Raw genomic sequence first — 23,523 nt, 5'->3', positions numbered from 1 at the left:
TGGGAACGCCGCCCGCCCGGCCCACCCCGGCCGGGCAGCGGAAACCCAGTGGGAGGCGCCCGCCGCACCCGGCCAGAATGGCCGCATGCCACACGAAGCCGATCAGCTGCCGGCCGACCTCGACCTGCTCCCGCACCCGGAGCGCCAACGGCTTGTCGCCCGCAGGGCCCGCGAGCTCGCCGTCGACGGCCGGCTCCCGGCGCTCCTGTCCGAGCTGGAGCGCTCCGGTGTGTACGGCCGACGGCTGGCCGCCCTCGCCGCGTCGGCCGGCCGCGCCACCGGCTACCTCACCGAGCGGCTGACCGACCCCGACCCGGTGGTCCGCGGGTACGCCCTGCGCGCCGCCCGCACCCGGGACACCCCGGACGAGGCGATCGAGGCGGCCTTCACGGGTGCCTCCTGCACCCTGCGCCGACAGCTGGCCCGGGTCGTCCGGCACGGCCGCCGGCACCGGCTCGCCGAGCGGCTGGTGGGCCGCCTGCGCGCCGAATGGGGCGACACCGAGGCCGCGCGGCTGCTGTCCGCCTGCAGCCCCGAGTTCGTCGGCCGGACCCTGCCCGACCTCGCGCACGCCGCACCGCTCGCACCCCTCGCCGCACGCTTCCCGGACGAGGTCCTGGACCACCTGGAGCGGGCCCTCGCCAAGCACCCCGAGACACTGCGGCTCGGCCGGTGGCCCGCCCTCGCCGACATCCTCGGCGCCACCGTGCGGACCCGCCCCGAACGGGTCCTCGACCTGCTGGAGCGGTTCGGCCCGGACCTCCCGCTGCGCCGTGACCACCTGCCGCCGCTGGCCGCCGCGGACGCCGAACGCACCGTCCGGCTCCTCGCCGACCCGCGGCGCGGCCCGGCCGGGCCGTACACCGCGCCACCCACCAGCGGCACGCTGCGCCGACTGGTGCGCGCCGACCCGCCCTCGCTGCCCGCCCTGGGCCGCCACTGGCTGGCCGCGCCCCGCTGCTTCGCCGCCCTGCTGCGCGCCCTCCCCCCGGGCCGGCGCGACGCGTTCCTCGACCTCGTGTACGCCGGAGCCCTCCCACGGGAGGGTGAACTCGCCCTCCTGCTGCCGCTGTTCCCGCACGCGCGCCGCCACGCCGAGGCCCGCCGGCAGGTCGCCGCACGCCGCGCGGAGGGCCGCCCCTGGGCACAGATCGCCCCCGCCCTGGCGTACCTGCCCACCGAGGAGGCCCAGCCGGAGCTGCGGGCCGCCCTCGCCCGCCCGGACGCCGACGACCGCTCCGCCGCCTGGACGGCCCTGTTCGCCAACGCGGCCGCCTCCGACGACCCGGCCGCCGTCCAGGACGCGCTCGGCCTGCTGCCGCGGCTGCGCAACGAGCAGGACCCGGTGCGCTGCGCGGCGCTGACCGCGCTCGCCCGGGTGCCCGCCCGGCTGCTGACCCGCGCGGCGGAAGCCGACCTCGACACCGCCGTCCAGGACGCGGTCGACGCCCGCGACTGCTCGTACGCCACCCGCGCCGCCCTGCAGCGGCTGGTCGCCGAGGTACTGCGCGAGCACGCCGTCACCGGCGGGGCCGAGCTGGTCGAGTGGGCGCTGCGGAGCCTGCGGCGGATCGCCGGGCAGACCGGCACGGTCGAACTCGGCCCCCTGGAGCACCGGCTGCGGCGGGGCCACGAGCACACCGTGTTCGCGACCCTGCAGCCGTGGCTGGACACCATGGCCGACACCGCGGAGTACTGGCTGCTGTTCACCCTGGCCCGTTCGCTCGGCCGACGGGCCCGCGGCGTCCCGGAGCTGCAGGAACTCCTCCTGCACGCCCTCCGGTTCGGGTCGGACGGCGCGTTCGGCACGGCCGCCGCCCTGTGGCTGGACGACCCGTGCACCCGCGGCGCCCGGGTCGCCGAGATCCTCGAACTCGAGCCCTCCGCCGTCTTCCTGGCACCGGTGCGGGACGTGGTGGCCGAGCGGCGCACCGACCTGCTCGACCCGCTGCTCGCCCCCACACCGGCGTACGGACGGTTCCTCAAGCGGCCGCAGCGGGCGACCCTGCCGCCGACCCGGTCGGCGAGCCGCTGGGCGCCGCACCAGTGGCGGGCCGCCGCCCGCCTCGCCGCCGCGGCGGCGAACGACACCACCCTGCCGCTGCACGGGCGCGCCGCAGCCGTCCACGCCGCCGCCGCGATCCCGCAGTACGGCGAGGCGGTCGTCCGCGCCCACCTGGACTCCGCCGAGGTGGTGCTCGCAGAAGCGGCGCTCGCCGCCCTGGCCTGGACGGACCGGCCCGCCGACGCGCTGGGCGACCTGCTGGCCCACGCGGGCGGCGACCGCGCCCGGGTCGCGGTGTACGCGGCCACCCGGGCCGCCCGGTTCGCCCCGCCGGACGAGCTCGCCGAGCGGCTCGGCGAACTGCTCTCCCGGGCCCAGGGCAGCAAGGTGACCAGCCGCAAGGAGGCCGTGCGGCTGGCCGCCGAGCACCTGCCGCCGCGCTCCGCCGCCGACCTGCTGGTCGCCGCGTACCGCGTCGAGGGCCAGCACCGCGACGTACGCGCCGCGGTGGTCGCCTTCGCGACCGGTCTGCTGGACGCCGAACCCGTCTGGGAACTGCTCACCGAGGCCGCCGGGCAGGCCCCGCCGCCCGTGCGCCTCGCCGTACTGCGGGCCGACCCGGGACACCTCCCCGAGACCCACCGGGCCCGCTACGCCCACCTGGTGGCCTCCGTCGCCGCCTCGCCGGACCCGGAAGCCGCCGCGCCCGCCCTCGCCGCGCTGCCCCGGTGGGCCGCCTGGGCCCCGGAGACCGCGGACGTGGCCCGACGGGCCGTCACCGACCCGGCGAACCGCGGTGGCTGGCGGGAGGCCGCGGGCGCCGTCCGCGAGCTCGCCGCCTCCGGGCTGCCGCACCCGCTCGGCGGCGCCGCCCCCGGCAGCCTGCTGCACCGCACCCTCGCCGAACTCGCCGCCGCCGCGCGGACGGACGACCCCGACGCCGGGGACGACCGGGACCTGCCGGCCCGCCGCAGGCTGGCCCACCTCACCGACCTCCCCGCCGACGACCACCACCGGCCGCTGCTCGCCGGCGCCGCCGACCTGCTCGCGGCCGAACCCGACCTGGCGGGCATCAGGGCGGCCGCGCTGCGCCGGCTGGTGGACCCGGCGGCCGGGCCGCAGGCGCTGGCGGCCGCACTCGGGGCGCTCGCCGACGCCCACCAGGGCCGGCCTGCGGCGGCCGCGCTCACCGCGCTGGCGCTGCTGCGGGAGCACGCCTCGGGCCCGCTGCCGCCGCCCGGGACCATCGACGCGCTGGCGCGGACCGCCCGCCGGGACGGGGACACCGGCACGGCCGCCGCACTGTTCGCCACGGCGCTGACGGAGGTGTTCGGGGACCGCCTCGGCTGGCCCGGGGAGTGGCGCTCCCTCCTGCTCGACCTGCGCCGCCACCCCTCGGCGGACGTCCGCGAGCGCGCCCTCGCGGCCGTCATGTACCGGGAGTGACCGACGGCTGCGGCCGGCCGACACCCGGCGGGCTGTCGGCCGGCGGGCTGTCGGTCCTGGCGTCCTCCGAGGGGCCGTCAGCCCGCGGTCAGCTCCCGGCAGGAGCAGCGAGGCCGGCCACCACCAGCTCGGCCGCCCGCACCGGGTCCCCGCCGGCGCGGGTGAGCAGTGCGGCCGCGTCGAGGAACGCGAGGCTGTGGGGGCAAGGGGGCTGCGGGGTACTGGATTCCTACGTCGGGTCCGGAAAACAGTTCGCCCGGCGATCGAGCGACGGGCATGATCGGCCGGTGGATCTGTCTCCCCTGCTGGCCGCCATCGAGTGCGGCGACGACATCACGGTTCTCGAGTCCCTGGCGGACGTGGCGAACTCCGAACTCACCGGCGACGACGGCATCACCCTGCTGGCCGCCGCCGCGCACGCCGGGCGCCACGAAGTCGTCGACCGCCTCGTCCTGCGGGACGTCGACCCGACCCGCCCCTGGGCCGGCGGCGTCGACCCCGTCACGTGGGCGGCCGAGAACGGGGCCTACTGGGTCCTGAACGCGCTGCTGTCCCCCGACCGCGACCCGCTGCGCGCCGACAGCCCGCACCGCCGCGCGCTGCGGGCGGCACGGGCCGCCCTGGAGTCCGGGGCCGGCGCCGGGCCCGTTTCGCCCCCGGCCCATCGGGCGGTCATCACCGACCTGGAGGCGCAGCTCGGCATCCACCGCACGCCGGACGAGCTGATGGCCCGTGCCCTGGTCCACGCCGACCCCCGCCACGACGACTGGCACGTGTCGCTCTGCCGGATCGCGTGGCCGGAGACCCAGGAGGTGTTCGACTGGGCCCGCGCGGTCGCCGAGGAGGCCGGCTCGCTCGACCGCCGGCGCTTCGCGCTCGACGCGATCAACTACCTCAGCTTCGGCCTCAACCCTCACAACGACGAGCAGCCGTTCCAGCGAGAGGCTGTCGAGTTCCTCCGGCCGCGGCTGGACACCGAGCAGGACCCGCAGGCCCTGCGCGCCGTCGTCGCAGCCTTCACCGGCTACTGCTCCCGCGAAGAGCTCCCGGCGGTCCTGGCCCACGCGGACCACCCCGACCCGGGCGTTCGCCACCGCGTCGCCCTGGCGTTCCCCACCCTTCTGACCGCCGGCCCCGACGCGCTCGCCGCCCTGCTGCGCCTGGCCGACGACCCCCACCCCGCCACCCGGACCAGCACGCTCTACAGCCTCACCTACTCTCTCCCCGGTACCCTCGCCCTGCTCGACACCCCCGCCCTGCGCGCCGTGCTGGCGGCCCACCTCACCGACCCCCATTTCGAGGCCCGTCTCGAAGCCGCCTTCGCCCTGGCCCTGCGCGGCGACGAACGCGGCACGGCGGTCATCGAGGAGATCCGCCGCGGCGTCAAGAACCGCTACAGCCGCGGCGTGGACCGCCTCGACGACCTCTACCACCAGCTCCGCGCCCGCACCTCCGGCACGTGATCCCACGGCGTTCGCGGGCGTGTTCGGCGACGCGGTCAGCGACCCGGCCCTGCGCGAGATCCTCTCCGCACGGCTGCAGGACCCCTACCGCCTCGCCTTCCAGGACGCGCTCGACGAGCCGGAGAACAGGGTCCTGTTCCTCACCGACGCCACCGTCGCCACCCTGCTCCACCGGACGGGCACGACCGCCGACCCGCTGACCGGCGACACGGACGACCCACGAGAACAGGAGGCGCCGTGCCGCGCCCCGAACCACTGCCCCGCACCGTCCGCCTGCTGTTGCTCGCCCGGGTCGTCAACCGGCTCGGGGCCTTCTCGCTGCCCTTCCTCACCGCGCTGATCAGCGCCGACCACGGCGCGAGCCTGACCGCCGCCGGACTGGTCAGCGCCGCCTTCGGGCTCGCGACGATCCCCTCGCGACTGGCCGGGGGACACCTGGCCGACCGGATCGGCCGGCGCACGACCATCGTGCTCGGGCTCTGCGGATGCGCCGTCGCCCAACTGGCGATCGCCGCCTCCGCCTCGCTCACCTGGGCGGTCGCCGGGGCGGTGCTGCTCGGCCTGGCCTTCGAGCTCTACGAGCCCCCGAGCCAGGCGATCATCGGCGAGTCCGTGCCGGAGCAGCACCGGGTGCGCGCGTTCAGCCTGTTCAGCGCCGCGCTCGCGGCGGGCGGCATGGGCGCCGGGCTGCTCGCCGCCCTGCTCGGCCGCTGGGACCTGCGCTGGCTCTTCGTCGCCGACGCCGTCACCTGCCTGGCCTGCGCCCTGCTGATCCACCTGGCCCTGCCCCGCGACCGTCCCGAACCACCCGGAGCGGACCAGGACGGCACCGCCGTACGACCGCTGCGCGACCGGGCCCTGCTGAACGTCCTGGCCACCGGGACCGCCTACGCCCTGGTCAACCAGCAGACCGTGATCACCCTGCCCCTCGCCCTCACACGCCAGGGCCTGCCCGCCGCCGACGCCGGCCTGCTGTTCACCGCAGCCGCCGCCACCACCGTGCTCGCCCAGCCGCTGATCCGCCTGCCCTGGACGACCCGGCTCACCACGCCCGTCGCCCTCGCCCTCGCCCACCTCCTCCTGGCCGCGGGGCTGACCGGCTACGCCCTCTCCCGCACCCTGCCGGCGCTGCTCGCCTCGGCCGCCGTGAACAGCCTCGGCGACCTCCTGGTCATGGGCCGCATCTACGCGCTCGTCACCGACCTCGCACCACCCGGGGCAAGCGGCCGCTACCTGGCCGTCTTCGGTACCAGCTGGGGGATCGCCGCGACGCTCGCCCCCCTCCTCGGCACCCAGCTGCTCGCCCACGCGGGGACGACCGCACTGTGGTCCGCCATGGCCGCGTTCTGCCTCCTGCTCGCCGCACTGCACCTCCGGGTGACACCGGGGTCGGCCCGGTCAGCGCAGCGCCGCGCATCAAGGGGACGCAGGTCGGCCGAGCCGGCGGCCGCACCCGACCCGCGACCGTGACCGACAGCAGAAGGGGGACCGCCACCCGGCCCCGCCCGGCCCTACCCGACCCCACCCGGCCCCGCCCGGCCCGGACCCCGCCGCCGCGGAGAGGAGGCGTCGGCCACACGGCCGGGCCCCACCCCGCCCGGATTGTCCTGCTCGACCCGTGGCGCGCGGTATCAGGGAATTGCGCTATCCGTACCGGGCGGAGCGTCAGAAGTATTCAACGGTGAACTGATTGGGCCGTATAAAAAGGCGTTCGCGGCAATTTTCGGACCCTTTGAGGAACCCCGGCAGATCGGGCCAAAATCGCATACTTCTCCTCATGTCATGCCATCTGACCTGCGTAAACATGGCATACGGAGGGGTGCTAGCCTTCGCCGGTGTTCACGAAATCCACGCCAAATCCCGCCCGGATCGCGCCGGTGCCCCCGGCCGGCCGCAGCGCCGGGCGGCCCCGTCTGGTCGCACTCGACGGGCTGCGGCTTATCGCCGCACTTCTCGTGGTATTCCACCACTATGTCGGCTTCGCGGGCGGGCCCGGCCGCGATGAGAGTGCGTGGACGAAACCGGCCTGGGTGGTCTTCCCGAAGGCGGAGAACGTCGCCTCCTACGGCTGGGTCGGCGTCGAGCTCTTCTTCATCATCAGCGGCTTCGTGATCTGCATGAGCAGCTGGGGGAGGGGCCCGGGTGCCTTCTTTAAATCGCGGGTGGTCCGCCTCTACCCCGCGTACTGGTTCGCCGTACTGGCCACCACCGCGGTGCTGACCGTCTGGCCGATGGTCCGCAAGCCGCTGGGGCTGCGCGACACGCTGCTCAACCTGACGATGTTCCAGTCGCCCTTCGGGGCGGAGTCCGTGGACGCCGTCTACTGGACCCTCTGGGTCGAGATGCGCTTCTACCTGCTGTTCGCCCTGGTCGTGTGGAAGGGCGTGACCTACCGCCGGGTGGTGCTCTTCTGCTGCCTGTGGACCATCGCCTCCATCCTGGTGATGGACGGCCGGCTGCCGTCCGCGGAGTACTTCGCGATGCCCGAGTACTCGTCGTACTTCATCGCGGGCATGGCGATGTACCTGATGTACCGGTTCCGCCCGACCGCGCTGCTCTGGGGGATCGTCGGGATCTCCTGGCTGTTCTCGGTCCACGCGGTCTCCCAGTACAGCGTCGGACTGGGCAGGTGGCTGGGCCGTCCGATGTACGCCGCCCCGGCCGTGCTGCTCGTGACGCTCGCCTACCTGGTGATGGCCGCGCTGGCGCTGGGCTGGCTCGACTGGGTACGCGGCCGGTGGCTGACCGTGGCCGGAGCGGTCACCTACCCGCTGTACCTGCTGCACGAGCACATCGGCTGGACCGGAATCCGCCTGCTGCGCGACCGGGTGCCGGCGTGGCCCCTGGTGATCGGCATGACCCTCGGGATGGTGGCGGCCGCGTGGCTGGTGCACCGCCTGGTCGAGCGCCCGGTCGCCCGGATGCTCTCGACGCGACTGGCGGCCGGCATGGCCGACCTCCGGGAGCGCCCGATGGACAGGGCCGCGTAACCCGGCGAGACCCGGCGGGGCTTGGCGATACCCGGCGGGACTTGGCGAGACTTGGCGAGGCAGACCCGGAAGGCCGTGACCGTCGAAAGGCGTTCACGGCCTTCCGCGTCGACGTGGGGATCTCACTGTCCTGGTCGCTCTTCGGCCGGCCGCCCGCAGACCACCCGCCCGCCGCCGGAGGCGGATCCCGTCCGCTGCGGTTGCGCGGCGCGTCCGAATCGGTCAGGAATCGAGAAGCGCGGTTCACGCAGCGCCTCTAGCCTGCCCACCATGGACATCACCATTCACACGACTTCGCTTCCGCACGACGACCCGGACGCGTCGCTCGCCTTCTACCGCGACGTCCTCGGCTTCGAGGTCCGCAGCGACGTCGGGCAGGGCAGGATGCGCTGGATCACGGTCGGCCCGGCCGGTCAGCCGGGCACGTCGATCCTCCTGGCGCCGCCCGCCGCCGATCCCGGCATCACCGAGGACGAGCGCCGCACGATCACCGAGATGATGGCCAAGGGCACCTACGGCTGGATCCTGCTGGCCACCCCGGACGTCGACGCCACGTTCGAGAAGGTGCAGGCCGGCGACACCGAGGTCGTCCAGGAGCCGACCGATCAGCCGTACGGCGTCCGCGACTGCGCCTTCCGCGACCCCGCGGGCAACCTCGTCCGCATCCAGCAACTGCGCTGAGCCGCGCGGGCGTCGACGCGGCCGTGCGGGCCGGCAGCGCGACCACCCGCAGGGAGCGCGGCGGCGCACCACACCACCGGGCGTCCGGGGTGCCCACCGAGACGGGCACCCCGGACGCCCGAAGGCGTCGACGGGGTCGATGGTGTCGACGAAACGGAAATGCCCAATGAAGGACGAAGGGGAGGGTTCTCATGTGCAGGTCCGAATGGCGGCGCGCCCGCATCCAGGCGCAGCGCCTGGCCGATCTCGCGCGGCTGCGCCGCGTCCGCGACCGGATCGACAGGGAGTACGCGCAGCCGCTGGACGTGGAGGCGCTCGCCCGCGAGGCGAACATGTCCGCCGGGCACCTGAGTCGGCAGTTCCGGGCCGCCTACGGCGAGTCGCCGTACGCGTACCTGACGACGCGTCGCATCGAGCGGGCGACGGCACTGCTGCGGCGCGGCGAGCTCAGTGTCACCGAGGTCTGCTCCGTGGTCGGCTGCGCGTCGCTGGGCACGTTCACCACCCGCTTCACCGAACTGGTCGGCATGCCGCCCGGGGCCTTCCGGCGCCGGGCGGCGGATGCGGCGGGTGTGGCGGGTCCGGCCCGCGAGGTGTGGTCGGCGATCGAGGTGGAGGGGATGCCGGCGTGCGTGGCGCGGCAGGTCCCAGGACCGGTCAGGAATCGAGAAGCCCCGGCCGCCGTGCGGCCCCTAGCGTGATGGTCATGGCAACCACCGCTTCCACCGCAGCCCGCACGGCCCTCTCGTCCGTCACCCTTGAGGTGTCCGACCCTGAGGCCGCCCGCCGCTTCTACCGCGCCTTCGGCGTGGACACGCGCATCCGTCTGCGGGCGTCCGAGGCGCAGTCCACCGGGTTCCGCGGGTTCACCCTGGCGCTCACGGTGTCCGGGCCGGCCACCGTCGACGGCTTCTTCGGCGCGGCCGTGGACGCCGGCGCCACGGTGCTCAAGCCCGCCGCGAAGTCGCTGTGGGGCTACAGCGGCGTGGTCCAGGCCCCGGACGGCACGATCTGGAAGATCGCGACCTCGGCGAAGAAGGACACCGGTCCAGACACCCGCGAGATCGACGAGGTCGTGCTGCTGATCGGCGTCGAGGACGTGAAGGCCACCAGGCAGCTCTACACCGACCGGGGCCTGACCGTGGCCAAGAGCTTCGGCGGCAAGTACGCCGAGTTCGCCCCCGGCCAGGCCGCCCCCGGCCAGGCCGGCCCCGTCACGCTGGCGCTCTACAAGCGCCGGGCCCTCGCCAAGGACCTCGGCGTCCCCGTCGACGGCACCGGCTCGCACCGCGTCGTCCTCGGTGGCACCGCCGACGCCTTCACCGACCCGGACGGGTTCGCCTGGGAGGCCGCCGCGTCGCCCGCCCCCACCCCGTCCTGACCTCCGGCTCCCGCTCCCGCCCCGCACTCCCGCCCCGCCTGACCTTGTACGAGAGGAAACCTGTCATGCCGTCCACGAAGTCGCCCGCCGAGGCCCCCGCCACGACCACCGGGAAGTACGACGGATTCACCGCCGAGGAGCGGGCCGCGATGAAGGACCACGCACGCGAGGAGAAGAAGGCGGTGGCGCGGCGCGGTTCGTCCCGGGCGGAGAAGGCGGCGGCGGAGGAGCGGGACGTGCTCGCGAAGATCGCCGAGATGCCGGAGGCGGACCGCGTCCTCGCCGAGCGGATCCACGAGATCATCACGACCGCCGCTCCGGACCTCGCGCCCAAGCTCTGGTACGGGATGCCCGCGTACGCCAGGGACGGCAAGGTCGTCTGCCACTTCCAGAGCGCGGAGAAGTTCAAGTCGAGGTACGCCACGCTCGGCTTCAGCGACCAGGCGGCACTCGACGACGGCGCCATGTGGCCGACCGCCTTCGCCGTGAGGGAGCTGACCGCGGCCGACGAAGAGCGCATCGGCGCGCTCGTCAGGAAGGCCGTGGGCTGAGACCGGCCGGGGCAGTGCCCGTCGTGGAGCGGCGCCCCGACGGGCCGGAACATCGTGGGCGGGAGCGGGTTGAGTCTCCCGTAGGGGGAGGCGGGAGAGTACAGGCATGGACGGCGACACTCTCCTCACGATCGGTGACCTGGCGCGGCGGACCGGACTCACGGTCAAGACCATCCGGTTCTACTCCGACACCGGGATCGTGCCGCCGACGGACCGCAGCCCGGCCGGCTACCGGCTCTACGACATCGGTGCGCTCGCACGCCTGGACCTGGTGCGCACCCTGCGTGACCTGGGACTCGATCTCGCCCTCATCCGGCAGGTGCTGGACAGGGAGATATCGGTGCCCGAGGTCGCCGCCGCACACGCCGACGCCCTGGAGGTGCAGATCCGCACCCTCCGCCTGCGTCGCGCCGTCCTGCGCGCGGTAGCCAAGCGGGGCTCCACCCCCAAGGAAATGGACCTGATGCACAAGCTCGCCAAGCTCTCCGACGACGAACGCCGAAGCCTGATCACCGACTTCATCGACGACACCTTCGGCGGCCTCGACGCCAACGCCGACTTCGTCGACATGATGCGCACGGCCATGCCCGAACTGCCGGACGACCCCGAGCCCGAACAGGTCGACGCCTGGGTGGAACTCGCCGAGCTCACCCAGGACCGCGACTTCCGCGCCGCGGTGCGCCGCATGGCCGAGTACCAGGCGGCCGAACGCGCCCGAGGCGACCGCACCGGCCTGCACCACGACCTCACCGAGACCGTCCGCGACAGCGTCGGCCGCGCGCTCGACGCCGGCATCGCCCCGGCCTCGGCCGAGGCCGCATCCGTCGTCGACGCCCTGACCGCCGGTTACGCGCAGACCTTCGGCCGGGCCGACGACCCGGACCTGCACCACTGGCTGCTGACCCGCCTGGAGATCGCCGGCGACCCCCGCGCGGAACGCTACTGGCACCTGCTGGCCGTCATCAACGGATGGCCCGTCCCGCCCAGCCTGGCACCGGTGTTCAGCTGGTTCACGCAGGCCCTGCGCGCCCGCAGCGGACGGTAGCCCCGCGGCCCGGCAGCCGCGTCCGGAAGCCGCGCCGCCCCTCGCGCCCTCGACCGAGCCCCCGGGGAGGGGCTGCCCGATCGGGCAGCCCCTCCCCGGTAGGCGGGGCCGTTTCTGACGGGCTCACAGGTTCGTCGGCAGAGTGTTGGTACGTTCCCCGACGACAGGTCTAGACCAGACTCTGTGATCGTCCAGTGAGGGGAAGTCCGTTGCGCCGCTCTGCTTCTGCCGCTCTGTCCACAGCTGTATCCATCACGTTGCTCTCGGGGTTCTGGGCCGCTTCGCCGGCTCAGGCGGCCACCTCGGGGGCGACATCCACCAACCCCACCGGGGCGATATCCCTCAACTCCACCGGGACCGTTGACGGCAACGGGTTCGTGACCCTCTCGGGCACGTACCGCTGCTCGGCGCCCGCCCCCTCGCCCGCCGGCATGGTCCGCGTCCACAGTTCGGCGTGGGGGCCCGGCATCGGCGAGGTCGCCGTCTGCGACGGTGCCGATCACACGTGGGTACACCGCGACAGGCCCGGCAGGGTGCCGCTGGTGACGGTCGGTCAGATCCAGGCCGTCGCGAACCTGGAGCGGTGGGAATCCGCAGGTGGCTGGAACGGCTTCCCGAAGATCACCACCTTCGCGATCGACCAGAAGACCGTCGACCTGCAGGCCGCCGCGGGCTGACGCAGGGTGGCGACCGCGGTCGTGAGGCGGCTGGCCCGGCAGCCGCCTCCGCCGGTCGAGGACTGATCCACGATCACCGCGTGGTGGCCAACCAGGCGGTCACGGCTGCGGTGGCGACGAGTCCGACATTGAGCGTGATCCGGCGGTCCTCGCCGGTCAGGTGAACGGCGATCGCGCCGGTCTGCAGGAGTACGAAGCCGATGGCCGCGGCCCACGCCAGCCCGGGAGCGGTGCCGGTCAGCGGCGGCAGGACCAGACCGGTCGCGCCCAGTATTTCGACCGCCCCCAGTGACCTGAGGACAGGCAGGGGCGTGCGGTCGACCCAGGCCATCATCGGTCGGAGCTGGTCGCGGCTGCGGATCACCTTCAGCGTGCCCGCGTAGAGGTAGAAGAGCGCGAGCAGTCCCGCGACGATCCAATAGGCGATGTTCATGGTTCCCGTTCATGGACCCCCGGGTTCGCGGGGGCCTGTCGATTGCGTGGATGACGTCGATTGCGTCGACTGCCGGGGAAGCCCCCGGACGAGGCCGGCCCCCGTCGGCTTCAGGCGGGGTCGGTGGCGGGCTGTGTCGCGTAGCGACTCATCGCGTCGATGTTGGCCTGTGGCGTCAGCGGCCGGCCGTCGGCGAGTACCTCCTGAAGGTCTCGGAAGTACTGCACGTACAGGTCCGGAGTGAATGTGCTGAGTATGACCGCGGGTTGGTCGGTCAGGTTGGCGAAGGTGTGCGGGGTGCCGGGCGGAACCATCACGAGCGTGCCGGCGGTGGCGTCGTAGTCCTCCTCCCCGACGGTGAACCGCACGCTGCCGGACAGGACGTAGAAGCCCTCGTCGTGTCGGCCGTGGCGGTGCTGCGGCGGACCCTGCGTGTGCGGGGCGAGGACGGACTCGGCGATCGCGAGGCGGTGGCCGGTGTGGCTGCCGTCCTCCAGGACGCGCATGCGTGTGGTGCCCAGAACGATCGTCTCGCCGTCTCGGGGGCTGACCACCGACAGGACGGGGTCGGCCTGCGACTCGCCGATCTCCGCTTCGCTGGTCTTCGCTTCGCTGGTCTTCGCTTCTTCGGTCATGTCCACGAGTGCACCGCCGGGACCCCGCCGGTGTCCAAGACCCGTTCCGCGCCACCGATACCTCATGGGTATCGTTGCAGCGTGGAGCTACGGACCTTGCGCTATTTCGTGGCGGTCGCCGAGGAACTCCACTTCGGCCGGGCCGCCACCCGACTGCATATGAGCCAGCCGCCGCTGAGCCGGGCGATCAAGCAGCTGGAGGCCGAGGTCGGGACTCTGCTCTTCACCCGCTCGACCGTCGGCGTCACGCTCACCCCGGCGGGCACGGTGCTGCTCGACGAGGCGCGAGCCCTGCTCGACCACGCCGACCGCGTCCGGGTACGCATGAGCGCGGCAGCCGGCGCCGCCACCATCACCGTCGGCATCCTGGGCGACGGCACCGACCCGGGAGTGGCCAGGCTGGCGGCGGCCTACCGCCGAAACCACCCCGGCATCGACATCCGCATCCGCGACACCGATCTGACCGACCCGACGTGCGGACTGCGCGCGGGACTGGTCGACGTCGCCCTCACCCGGGCGCCGTTCGACGAGACCGCCCTGACGGTGCGTGAGCTGCGGACCGATCCGGTCGGCGTGGTCCTGCGCGCCGACGACCCGCTGGCCCGCAGCGACCGCCTGCGGCTGGCCGAGCTGCGCGACCGCCGCTGGTTCCAGTTCCCGCAGGGCACCGACCACATCTGGCAGTCGTACTGGAACGGCGGCAGGCCGCGTGAGGGACCAGTGGTGCGCGCCGTCCAGGAATGCCTGCAGGCTGTGCTGTGGAACGGCACGGTCGGCCTGGCCCCGCTCGGACACGACCTGCCCGCAGAGCTGACCGTGGTGCCGCTGACCGACATGGCGCCGAGCCGAGTGGTGGCGGTGTGCAACAAAGGCGACACCAGCCCGTTGATCCGATCATTCATCGAGATCGCGACCGCAGCGTACCGCCGCTGACCACCGCCAACGGCGCGCTGCCGACACTCGTGAACAGTGCGAGCGCTGCAGCCCTCGTGACCGCCTGACCCCTGTGTCCCGGATCGGGGATCGAGCTGTCGGGCAACCGGAGATCGCCGCGTTCGAGGGCCCAGACTCCCGCGCTGGTCCGCCGGCAGTGCGGCCGGGCACGGTGGCTCTCACGTCCGGGGCCGCGGCTCGCTCCCTCGTCCGCTCGGGTCCCGGCTGGGCTGCACTACCGTGCCGCCCTGGCGGGTCACTTGCCGGCTGCGGCCTCCAGGGTGGCGCGCCACAGGGGGCTGTCGACGTAGTGGTTGTCGTACTGCTCGGAGGAGTCCTTGATCTCCTGCGGGCTGGCCTCGCCGCGTACGACGCGGCCGAGGAGTCGCAGGTAGTCGAAGCGGGGCATGCCGGGGGTGAAGGTGAAGAGGACGTCGGCCTCGGAGCCGGGTGCGGCGGCGAAGGCGTGGGGGGTGTGCGGGGGGACGAGGAGGAAGTCGCCCTCGCCGAGGGTCTCGACGGTGTCGTCGAGCAGGACCTGGAGTTCGCCGCCGATGACGAAGAAGAGTTCGGAGGCGCGGGTGTGGAAGTGGGCGGGGGCGCCGACGGCGCCCTTGGCGAAGGTGGAGCGGTAGCTGGTGATCGGGCTGCCGTCGGTACCGCAGTCGGCGAGCAGGGTCATGGTGCTGCTCGGGTCGTTGGTGGTCTCGGCGGTGGCGGCGCGGGTCAGCAGCGGCTTGAGCGGGTTGGCGGTCATGGTGGTTTTTCCCCCGTGTCGGGCGGTCCCGGCTCCCTGCCGTGACCTCGTGATGATCACTCTATTCCGGCAGTCGACCACTGGAATGGTGCATTCCCAGACAAGAATCATGGGTCAATCGGCGTCCGCGGAGCCGTGATTCCTCGGCGGCGCATGCGGTCGAACCCTGCCGGACCGACCGCCGGGTGAAGTACGGTGGCGAGCAGGCGGCACCCGGTGAACCTTCGGCCGGCGTCGGGTTGGGGGCAGCGTGGAGTTCATCGTGGCAGCTTCCGCAGTGGTCCTGGCGCTGGCCTGGCTGTGCCTGGGCGGGTTACGGGGCCTGGGGCGCCTTCTGGTCCGACCTTGGCGGGCCTACCGCGCCTGGTCCCGTCGCCGCTACCTCGCCGGCCTTCCCACGCCCACGGTGGCCGCGGAGCATGTGCCCGCACGGGCACGTGAGCTGTTCTCCGCCATCTGCGCACGCACCGGCCCCCAGCGGCACGTCTTCCTCGGGGACTACTTCGCCGCCCGCGGCTGGAACGAGGCGGACGTTCGCCTGGTCACGCGCGAACTGCTCAACCGGGGGCTGGTGACCGGTCACCCGAGCTCCCGCCAGCACTACGCGCCCACGCCCCTGGGCGTCGACCTGTACGGAAGGGACCTCATGAACGACCCGCAGGGCATCAGCATCCACGCCACCCACGGCTCCACGGTCGTCGGGGTCAACGTCCACAGTGACGGCGCGACCGTCCAGGTGGGCGCCGGAAACCACGCGGCCCCCAGGCCGTTCGACCTTCTCACCCTGGTGGCAGCGCTCCGCGAGGACGCGGCCACCGCCCAGGAAATCGAGGCCCTCGCCGCCCGCGGCCACGCGGACGACCTCGAGGAGGCCGGCGCGGCCAACGACCCGGCGCGCATCGACCGGGTGATCGGCCGTGTCAACGCCCTGCTCGTCGCAGCCACCTCCGCCTTCGCCATGACGCGCGGACTCCTGCCGCCGCTCTGAGCCGCGCCCGGCGCCGACGCCGATGACCACGCGGCCGAGTTCGCGTCCGCCCTCGCCCGCCACCTGGACCGCACCCGCCCGGCCCGACACGCCGGCCCGTTCCGTTCCCCCGGGTGCGCCCTGTCCGGCTGCCTTCCTTCGCCGTCTCCCGACCCCTTGGGTCGCCCGTGTCCAGCCGTCATCCAGGGGGTGAGACGGCTACGATCCGCACATTCGGGCACCCTGGAGGTTTCGACGTGGTCGACAGGAACGGCTGGCTGGTGTTTCAGGATCTGGAGACAGAGGCCGAGCGCAAGCTCTGGCGGGCTCAGATGGACCGGCCGAACCAGCTCAAGCCGGTGGAGATCGGTCCGCCCGATCCGCGTTCCGGTTCCTCCTGGCCGCCGGAAGTGACCGTCCGGGCCGCGCTGCTCCGTCAGATGTTGCTCGGATGCGGGCCCGATCCGAAGCCGGCGATCCTGCGCATGGAGGGCGCTCGGATCTCTGGAGTGTTGGACCTGGGGGCGGCGGAGATCGTCTGCCCGCTCGAACTCTCCGGCTGCTACTTCGATGAGACGATCCGGCTCCAACAGACCAGGGCGCCGGCGATCTACCTGGAAGGATGCGAGATTCCCGCAGGCGTCAAGGCGGATCAGCTCTGGACCCGGCACAACCTCGACCTGTCAGGGAGCGTGATCGGCCATGGGGTCGTCCTGATCGCAGCCTGGATCGAGGGGCAACTCCTGCTGAACGGCACATCGGTTTCGCCGGGGGAGCGCGGAGAGGCCCTGAGTTTCCACAGCCTCACCGTGGGGCGGGGAGCACACTTTAACGGCCTGGGTGTGAAAGGTGTGGTCGTCCTGAGTGGTGGGGAGTTCGGCCGTTCTCTCACGATGGAGCGCGCCAAACTGACCAGGCCGACCGACAGTATGTCGATCAGCGCTCGGCGGATCACTGTTGAAGGGGACATCTGTCTCAACGACGGATTCGAGGCCGAGGGAGAGGTCAACCTCGCCGGCAGTCGGGTGAAGGGCAGGCTGGTCCTCTCCGGCGGGCATTTCCGCCGGCCCGGTGAGAACAAGGTGCTCAACCTAGACCGGGTGGTCGTCGACCAGAACGCCTATCTCAACGACGGTTTCGAGGCGTTCTGCACGGTCTCTCTGCTGGATGGCCGGATCAAGGGAAGCCTGCGATGCGAGGGTGGCCACTTCCACAACGAGACCGACACGGCGTTCTACGCGGCTGGCCTCGTGGTCGGACGTGACGTCATTCTCGCCAAGGTTCAGACGGACGCCGCTCATGATCACGAAGGTTTCTCCGCCAAAGGCGAGGTGGTCCTCGCCGACGCGGCTATCAGCGGCAAACTGGACTGCTCCGGCGGCCGGTTCGAGAACCCCGGTGGCACCGCTCTCAACGCCGAGGCCGCGCAGGTCGGCAATCTGGTGTTCCAGGACGGCTTCCACGCGGACGGAAAGGTCAACCTGAAACGCGTTCGGGTCCTCGGGGAACTGAAGGCCGGAGCCTCACTGAGCGCGGATCAGGTCGACCTGGACGGACTCACCTACACGTCGCTCGACGACCAGATGGAGTTGGAGCGGCGTCTGGGCTGGTTGCTGAAGATGGAGCAGCCCAACCTTCCCCAGGTATACCGGCAGCTTGCCTCGGTCTTCCAGGGCCAGGGAGAAGACCGCGAGGCCAAGAGAGTCCTGGTGACCGGGCAGCGGGCCCACTTCGCGAAGCGGGCCCGGCCTATTCGCTGGGCTGGGCGGATCTTCGAGTGGACGGTCGGCTACGGCTACCACCCGTTCCTGATCCTTATCTGGCTGGTGATCCTGGAGATCGCTGGCGGCCTCATCTTCAGCTGCCTGCGGGACGACATCCTGCTCTCCCCGGTCTACATCAATCAGCTGATCGATGCGGGGGGCATCCACCAGTCGGTGGGAACGATCACCGGCGGATCGGACACCATTGACGACGGCTATCCGGCATTCCAGCCGTGGCTCTACACCCTGGACCTCCTCCTTCCCGTGGTCGACCTCCGGCAGAGCGACATCTGGATTCCGCACCGCGCCGCGGAGTGGTGCTCGATGTTCTTCACCATCGCAGGCTGGGCGCTGGCTACGTGCCTGGTCATCGGTATCGGCAGTGTCTTCGCCCGGGAACGTCAGCAGACGGCGCCGACAGCGCCGTGATCCGGGAGTGGGAAGTCGGCCGGTGTGACTTCCCACTCCTCGAAGGTCGCTTCGTGAGCGCGGCCACCAGTGCGGTATCGGCCAGGCGGATCGGGCGCTTGTAGGAAGCGATGAGGGCGACGCGCTTGATGGCGGCCGGCGCATCCTCGACGGGGACGGTGATGGTCGGCTCGGCGTCCTCGGTGTGCGGGAAGAGGCCGCGGAACTCGGGGAACTCGGTCTCCAGGAGGTGGGTGCTGATGGTGTGGCCAGGGGCTGGCCGCTCTCAGCGAGCTGACCCCGGGAGGGTGTCGCGTTCTAGCGCTTCACGCGGCTGCGGACAGCGAGAGCGGCCAGACCGAGGAGGACGGCTTCGCCGATTCGGGAGGTCATCTCGATGACGGTGCCGGACAGGGTTGAGGTTCTGTCCATTGGACCGGAACACCACCGAGTTGACCACCGCCGACGCAGCCTTCTCCGCCCGTCCGGCCGTCACCCGCTCCCCTCGCGGATGGGCCGTCAGGAATCGGTTGGTGGTGCGAACAGCGCCCGGACGGTTTCGGTGGCCAGGTCCCGCAGCCAGGTGTGGGCGCGGTCGTCGTCGTAGCGCTGGTGCCACAGCAGGTACAGGGGGACTTCGGGCAGCGGCAGCGGCGGCGGCAGGGTGGCCAGGCCGAGGTGTTCCCGGGCTGTGCGGGTGACCGCGTCGGGGAGGGTGACGACCAGGTCGGTGTCGAGGGCGAGTTGCAGGGCGAAGGCGGCGGTGGGCCCGGCGGCGACGACGCGTCGTTCGAGGCCGCGGGTGGCCAGGGCGTCGTCGATCGGGTCGCGCAGGCTTCCGCGCCGCGAAACGGTGAGGTGTTCGGCGGCCGCGTAGCGCTCGATGTCCAGCGGGCCTTCGGTGAGGGGGTGGCCCGGTCGGACGGCGACGACCAGCCGGTCCCGCCCGACGAGGCGGTGGCGGATGTCGGGGAGCGCCGGAGGGCTGGAGCTCGATTCGAGGTCGACCTCGCCCCGGCGCAGCTCGGCGTCGTCCGTCCCGGGTTCGGCGGACAGTCGCAGCCGGACGCCGGGGGCCTGGCGGTGGACGGCCGAGATCAGGGCGGTGCCGCAGGCGGCGGTCAGGGCGTCGTGCCAGCGCACGCCGAACACCCGGTCCAGGGTTGTCAGGTCGAGTTCCCGCTGCGCGGACAGGAGTTGGTGGGCCTGCTGGACGAGGGTGTGGACCTCGGCGCGGATGGCCAGGGCGCGGGTGGTGGGGACCATGCTGCGACCGGTGCGGACCAGGATCTGGTCGCCGGTGGCCTTGCGGATGCGGCCCAGGGAGCGGCTCATCGCCGGTGCGGTGACGTGGAGGCGCGCCGCGGCGCCGGCGACGCTGCCCTCTTCCAGCAGGGCGTCCAGGGCCGTGAGGAGGTTCAGATCCAGTTGCATGGCAGTAACTCTACAAGTGAACAGCATGCACTTGTTGTTAACGATCGGGAGGCCTACCTTCGAAGTGCGGGCGAGACCAACTGCCGCTCGCACAACTCGAAGCCAGCTCGAAAGCCAGGGAGACCCCGCCATGAGCACAGCCACGCCCTTCGCCGCCGACACGACGCTCCTGTCCGAGGTGAGCGCCGCGGTGAGGACCGCCGGCCGCACCCTGCTCGACCGCCACACCCCGCACGCCCGGGGCGTCAGCCTGGACGAGGTCGTCGCCGAGATCCACGCCAACGACGACGCGGTGCTGGCCGTGCTGCGGGAGCCGCTGCTGCAGGCCCGGCCCGGATCGCAGTGGGCCGAGGACGAGCTCGCCGGCGGTGCGCTCCCGCCGGGGGAGTGGTGGGTCGTCGACCCCGCCGAGGGCAACATCAACCACGTCCACGGCATGGACGACTGGGCCGTGACCGCCACCCTGGTCCGCGACAACCGGCCGGTGCTCACCGTCGTCCACCTGCCGCTGACCGGCGACACCTACACCGCCGTCGCCGGCGGCGGCGCCCACCTCAACGACCGGCCCCTGAAGGTGTCCGCCAGGACCGACCTGGGCGCCGCGATCGTCGGCACCGGCCAGGCCCGGCCCGGCGAGGACGAGCGCACCTTCCGGCGGATCGGCGACTCGGTGACCGCCCTGCTCGTCAACGGCCTGGTCGTGCGCGTGTCCGTTCCCGCCACGATGCAGCTCATCCACGTCGCGGCCGGACGCATGGACGCCTTCTGGCAGTTCTCCGACGTCCGCTCCGGCCTGGTCGCCGGCGCGCTGCTGGTCTCCGAGGCCGGAGGCACCGTCACCGACCTGGCGGGCGAGCCCTGGAACACCGGCAGCCGCGACTTCCTGGCCGCCGCCCCCGGCATCCACACCGCCGCCCTCGATGTCCTGTCGCCGCTCGCCTGACCGGACACCTCCGCCCTGCCCGCCTCACACCGCAAGGAGCACCACCCCATGACCACCATCGGCATCCTGGGCGCCGGCCGCGTCGGCACCGACCTCGCCCGCAAGCTCTCCGCGGCCGGACACCTCGTCACCCTCGGAGTCCGGAACCCGGAACTCGGCGCCCGGAACCCGGAACTCGGCGCCCGGAACCTGGAAGAGACTCCGGCCCTCGACACCACCCCGCAGATCGCCCTCGCCGACCAGCGCACCGCCGCCCGCACCGCGGACATCGTGATCAACGCGACGCCCGGCGACACCTCCCTGGACCGCCTGGCCGGCCTGCGCACCGAGCTCGCCGGGAAGATCCTGGTCGATGTCTCCAACGCCACCCGCGACGCCGACGACGGCCTGCCCGGCGACCTGTGCTACCCCGGCAGCAGCCTCGCCGAGCAACTCCAGGCCGCCCTCCCCGACACCCGTGTGGTCAAGACCCTCAACACCATGCTGTTCATGGTCATGACCGCTCCCGAAACCCTGGCCACCCCACCGACCGCCTATCTCTCGGGCGACGACCAGAACGCGAAGAAGACCGTCACCGGCCTGCTCGGCGACCTGGGCTGGCAGCCCGCCTGGATCGAGGACCTCGGCGGCATCACCACGGCCCGCGCCACCGAGGCCATGATCCTCGTGGTTCCCCACATCCTGCGCCGCCACGGCTTCAAGCCCTTCGCCGTCACCCTCGCCCGCTGACCCGTCGACCGAAGACCGGGTTCGGACCGAAACCGGCAGCGGGCCCGTGCGGGGCGGCCGGGCGTGCAGGCGAAGCGCCTGTGCCCACTGCCGGTGTCTACGGGAACGGCTGCAGCCGGTCCGGTCGGCTCCGGCGCGAAGTTCGGCCCGGACACGTTCGGCGTCCCGGTCGCGGACACCTGCGGGGCCGCCCCGCGAGGGGCGCGGGCCGGCTTGGCGCCGGTGATTGCGCTCCAGTGCCCAGACGAAGAGGACGATCCACAGGACGAGTGCGGCGAGTCCGGTCATGACGGCTCCTTCGTGGGTCCTGACTCGGCGGGATGCTTCACGCGTGCCGGGGGAACGCGGTGGGGGCAACGGATCATGGGCCCACCCTGCTGCCGCCACAGCCCGACGAACAGGTCCAATGCGGAGCAGGTGGACCCTTTGAGGGTGCTCGCCGCCTGCGCCGATCGTCTGAGCGCGCGACCCCGTGTTCACCCCGGGCGCTGAGCCGGTACTCCCACACGGGTGCATCCCCCCGCACCGGCCGCCGGGTGGAGCCAACGTAAACCGCCCCTCGGTAGGGCCACTTGCAGCCGCCAGCCGCCAGCCGTCAGCCGCCAGCCGCCAGCCGTCAGCCGCCAGCCGTCAGCCGTCAGCCGTCAGTCCGCTGCCGCTCGGCCCGGGCCGCTCGCTCGGCCAGTGCGGGAACGGTCCGGGCAGCCACGGCTCTCCACCCGATCGAGCCCATGACCCGGTCAACGAGGGTGGTGTGGTCGGGAGGCCGGTGACTGGCCAGTCGGAGCAGTGGCCGAGCAGGGGCTGCAGGTGGTGGCGAGACTGGGCGCGAGGTCGGACCGCCGGCAGCGGACGGCCGTTTCCGAACACCCCTGAGGGAAGGCGTGCACCGTGCGTGGGAAAGAACATGGGTCTGTGCCGACGGCCGGTGCCGGGTCACCGCGTCGGCCGGGGAGGTATCTGGTCGGTACCGCGAGCGTGTTGGCCCTGGGCTGGAGCTCGTTCTGCGGCCCCCTGCCGGCATCGGCCTCACCGGCGGTTCCCGCCGTGCCAGGGCCCGCGGTGAAGGAGGCGGGCGGCTTCCAGCTCTTCACCGAGCCGGGGGCGAACGTGTTCACGGTCCCGGAGGGAGTGACGGCTCTGACGATCTCGGCCTGGGGGCCGGGCGGGCCCGGCGGCGGGGGTGGCGGGGGTGGCGGCGGAGCCGGCGGCGGCAGCGGGGCTGACAGCAGTGGCGACACGGGTGGTGCCGGCGGCGGGGGTGGCGGTGGCGGCGGTGCCGGCGGCGGGGGCCAGGGCGGCCAGGCCGGCGCTTTCGTCACCTGCACGGTGGACACTCGACTCCTGAACACGATCGACCCCGTCAACGCCCTGAAGGTCGTCGTCGGCGCGCCGCACGCACAGACCACCGGGGTGTCGGGCGGTGGGGGCGGGACGGGCGGCGTCGGGAACAACGCCGACGGCACGAACGGCGCCGGCGGCGCGACCGGCGAGGAAAGCCCGGAGATCGACACCCGGAACGACACCCGGGTCCTGCTCGAGCACTCACTCGGAGTGTCACATGTGGTGGAGGTACCTGCGGGCCGCGGCGGACACGCGGGCGGGGGTGGTGGCGGTGGCACGGGCGGCGACGGCGCAGGCGCCGTCCTGGAATCCATCGGTGACGGTGGGCCCGGCGGCGGGGGTGGCGGCGGAGGCTCCGGGGAACCGGCCGGACCCGGCGTCGACCACCTGGTCTTCTGCGCCAACGGAGGGGAACAGAGCGTCGTCGGGGCGGCCGGCGCCAGCGGCGGCGAAGGGTTCGCCGGAGGAACCGGCGCCAACGGCGACGGCGCCCTGAACGGCTCCGGAGGTCAGCCCGGCGGTAGCGGGGGGAGCGGCGCCGCCCGCGGCGTGGGTGGCGCGGGCGGCACGGCCACCGCCTTCGGCGGCTACGCGTTCGGCACGGGAGGCACCGGCGGCACGGGCGGGGACGGCCGCAGGGGCGGCTTCGGAGGCGCGGGCGGTACGCCCAACGTCAACGGCGGCAACCCGCAGAGCGGTGACCCTGGAACGAACGGCGACGACGGCGTCGGCGGAGCCGTCGGCGCAGCCGGGGCCGTGCTCATCCAGTGGGAGGCCGCACCACCCACCTTCCCGTTCCACGACTAGGGTCCGTCTTCAAACTCCCGCCTGCTTGGCGGCGTTCGGGCACGCACCTCGCCGCGTTGTCGTCAGTCGCCAATGGCCCCCAGCCTCCGGCCGGGAGGTGCCCCCACCGCAGTGGCTCCCTCCTCCGCCTT

At 72.9% G+C, this 23,523-nt stretch carries 21 protein-coding genes; 17 read left to right on the top strand and 4 right to left on the bottom strand.

All coding sequences use genetic code 11. From position 1 onward, the window contains the following. The first annotated feature begins 85 nt into the window (after nucleotides 1-85). From ACFVVX_RS33150 to ACFVVX_RS33100, 11 genes are all read left to right on the top strand, one after another. Nucleotides 86-3,451, top strand: coding sequence for a hypothetical protein (locus ACFVVX_RS33150; protein WP_387951138.1), 3,366 nt, complete (start codon nucleotides 86-88; stop codon nucleotides 3,449-3,451). Nucleotides 3,452-3,738: 287 nt separating this feature from the next. Then, entirely contained in the window at nucleotides 3,739-4,914 is a 1,176-nt protein-coding gene (locus tag ACFVVX_RS33145; RefSeq protein ID WP_387951137.1) for a HEAT repeat domain-containing protein, read from the top strand. Nucleotides 4,915-4,933: 19 nt separating this feature from the next. Continuing rightward, nucleotides 4,934-5,254: a hypothetical protein gene (locus ACFVVX_RS33140; RefSeq protein WP_387951136.1), complete on the top strand. Its 321-nt coding sequence runs from the start codon at nucleotides 4,934-4,936 to the stop codon at nucleotides 5,252-5,254. Beyond that, complete coding sequence (locus ACFVVX_RS33135) at nucleotides 5,152-6,384, top strand: MFS transporter (protein WP_387951134.1); 1,233 nt, start codon at nucleotides 5,152-5,154, stop codon at nucleotides 6,382-6,384. The genes ACFVVX_RS33140 and ACFVVX_RS33135 overlap by 103 nt, the downstream gene beginning before the upstream one ends. Nucleotides 6,385-6,749: 365 nt before the next feature. Continuing rightward, a complete protein-coding gene (locus ACFVVX_RS33130) occupies nucleotides 6,750-7,904 on the top strand; it encodes an acyltransferase family protein (protein WP_387951133.1) in 1,155 nt (384 codons plus the stop codon). A gap of 270 nt (nucleotides 7,905-8,174) precedes the next feature. After that, on the top strand, nucleotides 8,175-8,585 hold the full coding sequence (locus ACFVVX_RS33125) for a VOC family protein (protein WP_387951131.1): 411 nt from the start codon (nucleotides 8,175-8,177) through the stop codon (nucleotides 8,583-8,585). Nucleotides 8,586-8,776: 191 nt separating this feature from the next. Beyond that, a complete protein-coding gene (locus ACFVVX_RS33120) occupies nucleotides 8,777-9,286 on the top strand; it encodes a helix-turn-helix transcriptional regulator (RefSeq protein WP_387951130.1) in 510 nt (169 codons plus the stop codon). After that, nucleotides 9,286-9,966 carry a glyoxalase gene (locus tag ACFVVX_RS33115; protein ID WP_387951128.1) on the top strand — a complete coding sequence of 227 codons (681 nt, stop codon included), beginning with the start codon at nucleotides 9,286-9,288 and terminating at the stop codon, nucleotides 9,964-9,966. Before ACFVVX_RS33120 ends, ACFVVX_RS33115 begins: the two co-directional genes overlap by 1 nt. Before the next feature lie 65 nt (nucleotides 9,967-10,031). Next, a complete protein-coding gene (locus ACFVVX_RS33110) occupies nucleotides 10,032-10,517 on the top strand; it encodes an iron chaperone (RefSeq protein WP_387951126.1) in 486 nt (161 codons plus the stop codon). Nucleotides 10,518-10,623: 106 nt separating this feature from the next. Beyond that, nucleotides 10,624-11,562 carry a MerR family transcriptional regulator gene (locus tag ACFVVX_RS33105; protein WP_387951124.1) on the top strand — a complete coding sequence of 313 codons (939 nt, stop codon included), beginning with the start codon at nucleotides 10,624-10,626 and terminating at the stop codon, nucleotides 11,560-11,562. 194 nt (nucleotides 11,563-11,756) lie between these two features. Then, a complete protein-coding gene (locus ACFVVX_RS33100; protein WP_387951122.1) occupies nucleotides 11,757-12,239 on the top strand; it encodes a DUF6299 family protein in 483 nt (160 codons plus the stop codon). A gap of 73 nt (nucleotides 12,240-12,312) precedes the next feature. On the opposite strand, the gene ACFVVX_RS33095 is transcribed toward ACFVVX_RS33100, so the two are convergent. Both ACFVVX_RS33095 and ACFVVX_RS33090 read right to left on the bottom strand, forming a co-directional pair. Then, nucleotides 12,313-12,672 carry a DoxX family protein gene (locus ACFVVX_RS33095; RefSeq protein WP_387951120.1) on the bottom strand — a complete coding sequence of 120 codons (360 nt, stop codon included), beginning with the start codon at nucleotides 12,670-12,672 and terminating at the stop codon, nucleotides 12,313-12,315. A 110-nt stretch (nucleotides 12,673-12,782) separates the two neighbouring features. Continuing rightward, nucleotides 12,783-13,307, bottom strand: coding sequence for a cupin domain-containing protein (locus ACFVVX_RS33090; protein ID WP_387951118.1), 525 nt, complete (start codon nucleotides 13,305-13,307; stop codon nucleotides 12,783-12,785). A gap of 81 nt (nucleotides 13,308-13,388) precedes the next feature. On the opposite strand from ACFVVX_RS33090, the gene ACFVVX_RS33085 reads away from it, so the two are divergent. Then, complete coding sequence (locus ACFVVX_RS33085) at nucleotides 13,389-14,240, top strand: LysR family transcriptional regulator (RefSeq protein WP_387951116.1); 852 nt, start codon at nucleotides 13,389-13,391, stop codon at nucleotides 14,238-14,240. Between the two features lie 256 nt (nucleotides 14,241-14,496). On the opposite strand, the gene ACFVVX_RS33080 is transcribed toward ACFVVX_RS33085, so the two are convergent. After that, nucleotides 14,497-14,997: a cupin domain-containing protein gene (locus tag ACFVVX_RS33080; protein WP_387941526.1), complete on the bottom strand. Its 501-nt coding sequence runs from the start codon at nucleotides 14,995-14,997 to the stop codon at nucleotides 14,497-14,499. Between the two features lie 262 nt (nucleotides 14,998-15,259). Here ACFVVX_RS33080 and ACFVVX_RS33075 point away from each other — a divergent pair, with 262 nt between their 5' ends. Together ACFVVX_RS33075 and ACFVVX_RS33070 are read left to right on the top strand one after the other, a co-directional pair. Continuing rightward, entirely contained in the window at nucleotides 15,260-15,985 is a 726-nt protein-coding gene (locus ACFVVX_RS33075) for a hypothetical protein (RefSeq protein WP_387951114.1), read from the top strand. Nucleotides 15,986-16,221: 236 nt separating this feature from the next. After that, nucleotides 16,222-18,156: a hypothetical protein gene (locus tag ACFVVX_RS33070; RefSeq protein ID WP_387951112.1), complete on the top strand. Its 1,935-nt coding sequence runs from the start codon at nucleotides 16,222-16,224 to the stop codon at nucleotides 18,154-18,156. 498 nt (nucleotides 18,157-18,654) lie between these two features. On the opposite strand, the gene ACFVVX_RS33065 is transcribed toward ACFVVX_RS33070, so the two are convergent. Further along, nucleotides 18,655-19,569 carry a LysR substrate-binding domain-containing protein gene (locus ACFVVX_RS33065; RefSeq protein WP_387951111.1) on the bottom strand — a complete coding sequence of 305 codons (915 nt, stop codon included), beginning with the start codon at nucleotides 19,567-19,569 and terminating at the stop codon, nucleotides 18,655-18,657. A gap of 130 nt (nucleotides 19,570-19,699) precedes the next feature. Between ACFVVX_RS33065 and ACFVVX_RS33060 the strand changes: the two genes are divergently transcribed. The 3 genes from ACFVVX_RS33060 to ACFVVX_RS33050 all read left to right on the top strand — a co-directional run bounded on the left by ACFVVX_RS33060 (nucleotide 19,700) and on the right by ACFVVX_RS33050 (nucleotide 23,392). After that, nucleotides 19,700-20,512, top strand: coding sequence for an inositol monophosphatase family protein (locus ACFVVX_RS33060; RefSeq protein WP_387951109.1), 813 nt, complete (start codon nucleotides 19,700-19,702; stop codon nucleotides 20,510-20,512). A 48-nt stretch (nucleotides 20,513-20,560) separates the two neighbouring features. Beyond that, nucleotides 20,561-21,241: an NADPH-dependent F420 reductase gene (locus ACFVVX_RS33055; protein ID WP_387951107.1), complete on the top strand. Its 681-nt coding sequence runs from the start codon at nucleotides 20,561-20,563 to the stop codon at nucleotides 21,239-21,241. A 1,329-nt stretch (nucleotides 21,242-22,570) separates the two neighbouring features. Beyond that, a complete protein-coding gene (locus ACFVVX_RS33050) occupies nucleotides 22,571-23,392 on the top strand; it encodes a hypothetical protein (protein ID WP_387951105.1) in 822 nt (273 codons plus the stop codon). The last annotated feature ends 131 nt before the right edge of the window (nucleotides 23,393-23,523 follow it).

Source organism: Kitasatospora sp. NPDC058170, assembly GCF_042883905.1.
Taxonomy (GTDB): Bacteria; Actinomycetota; Actinomycetes; order Streptomycetales; family Streptomycetaceae; genus Kitasatospora.
The sequence above is the reverse complement of the archived record's forward strand: the minus strand, read 5'-3'. Positions and strand labels throughout refer to the sequence as shown.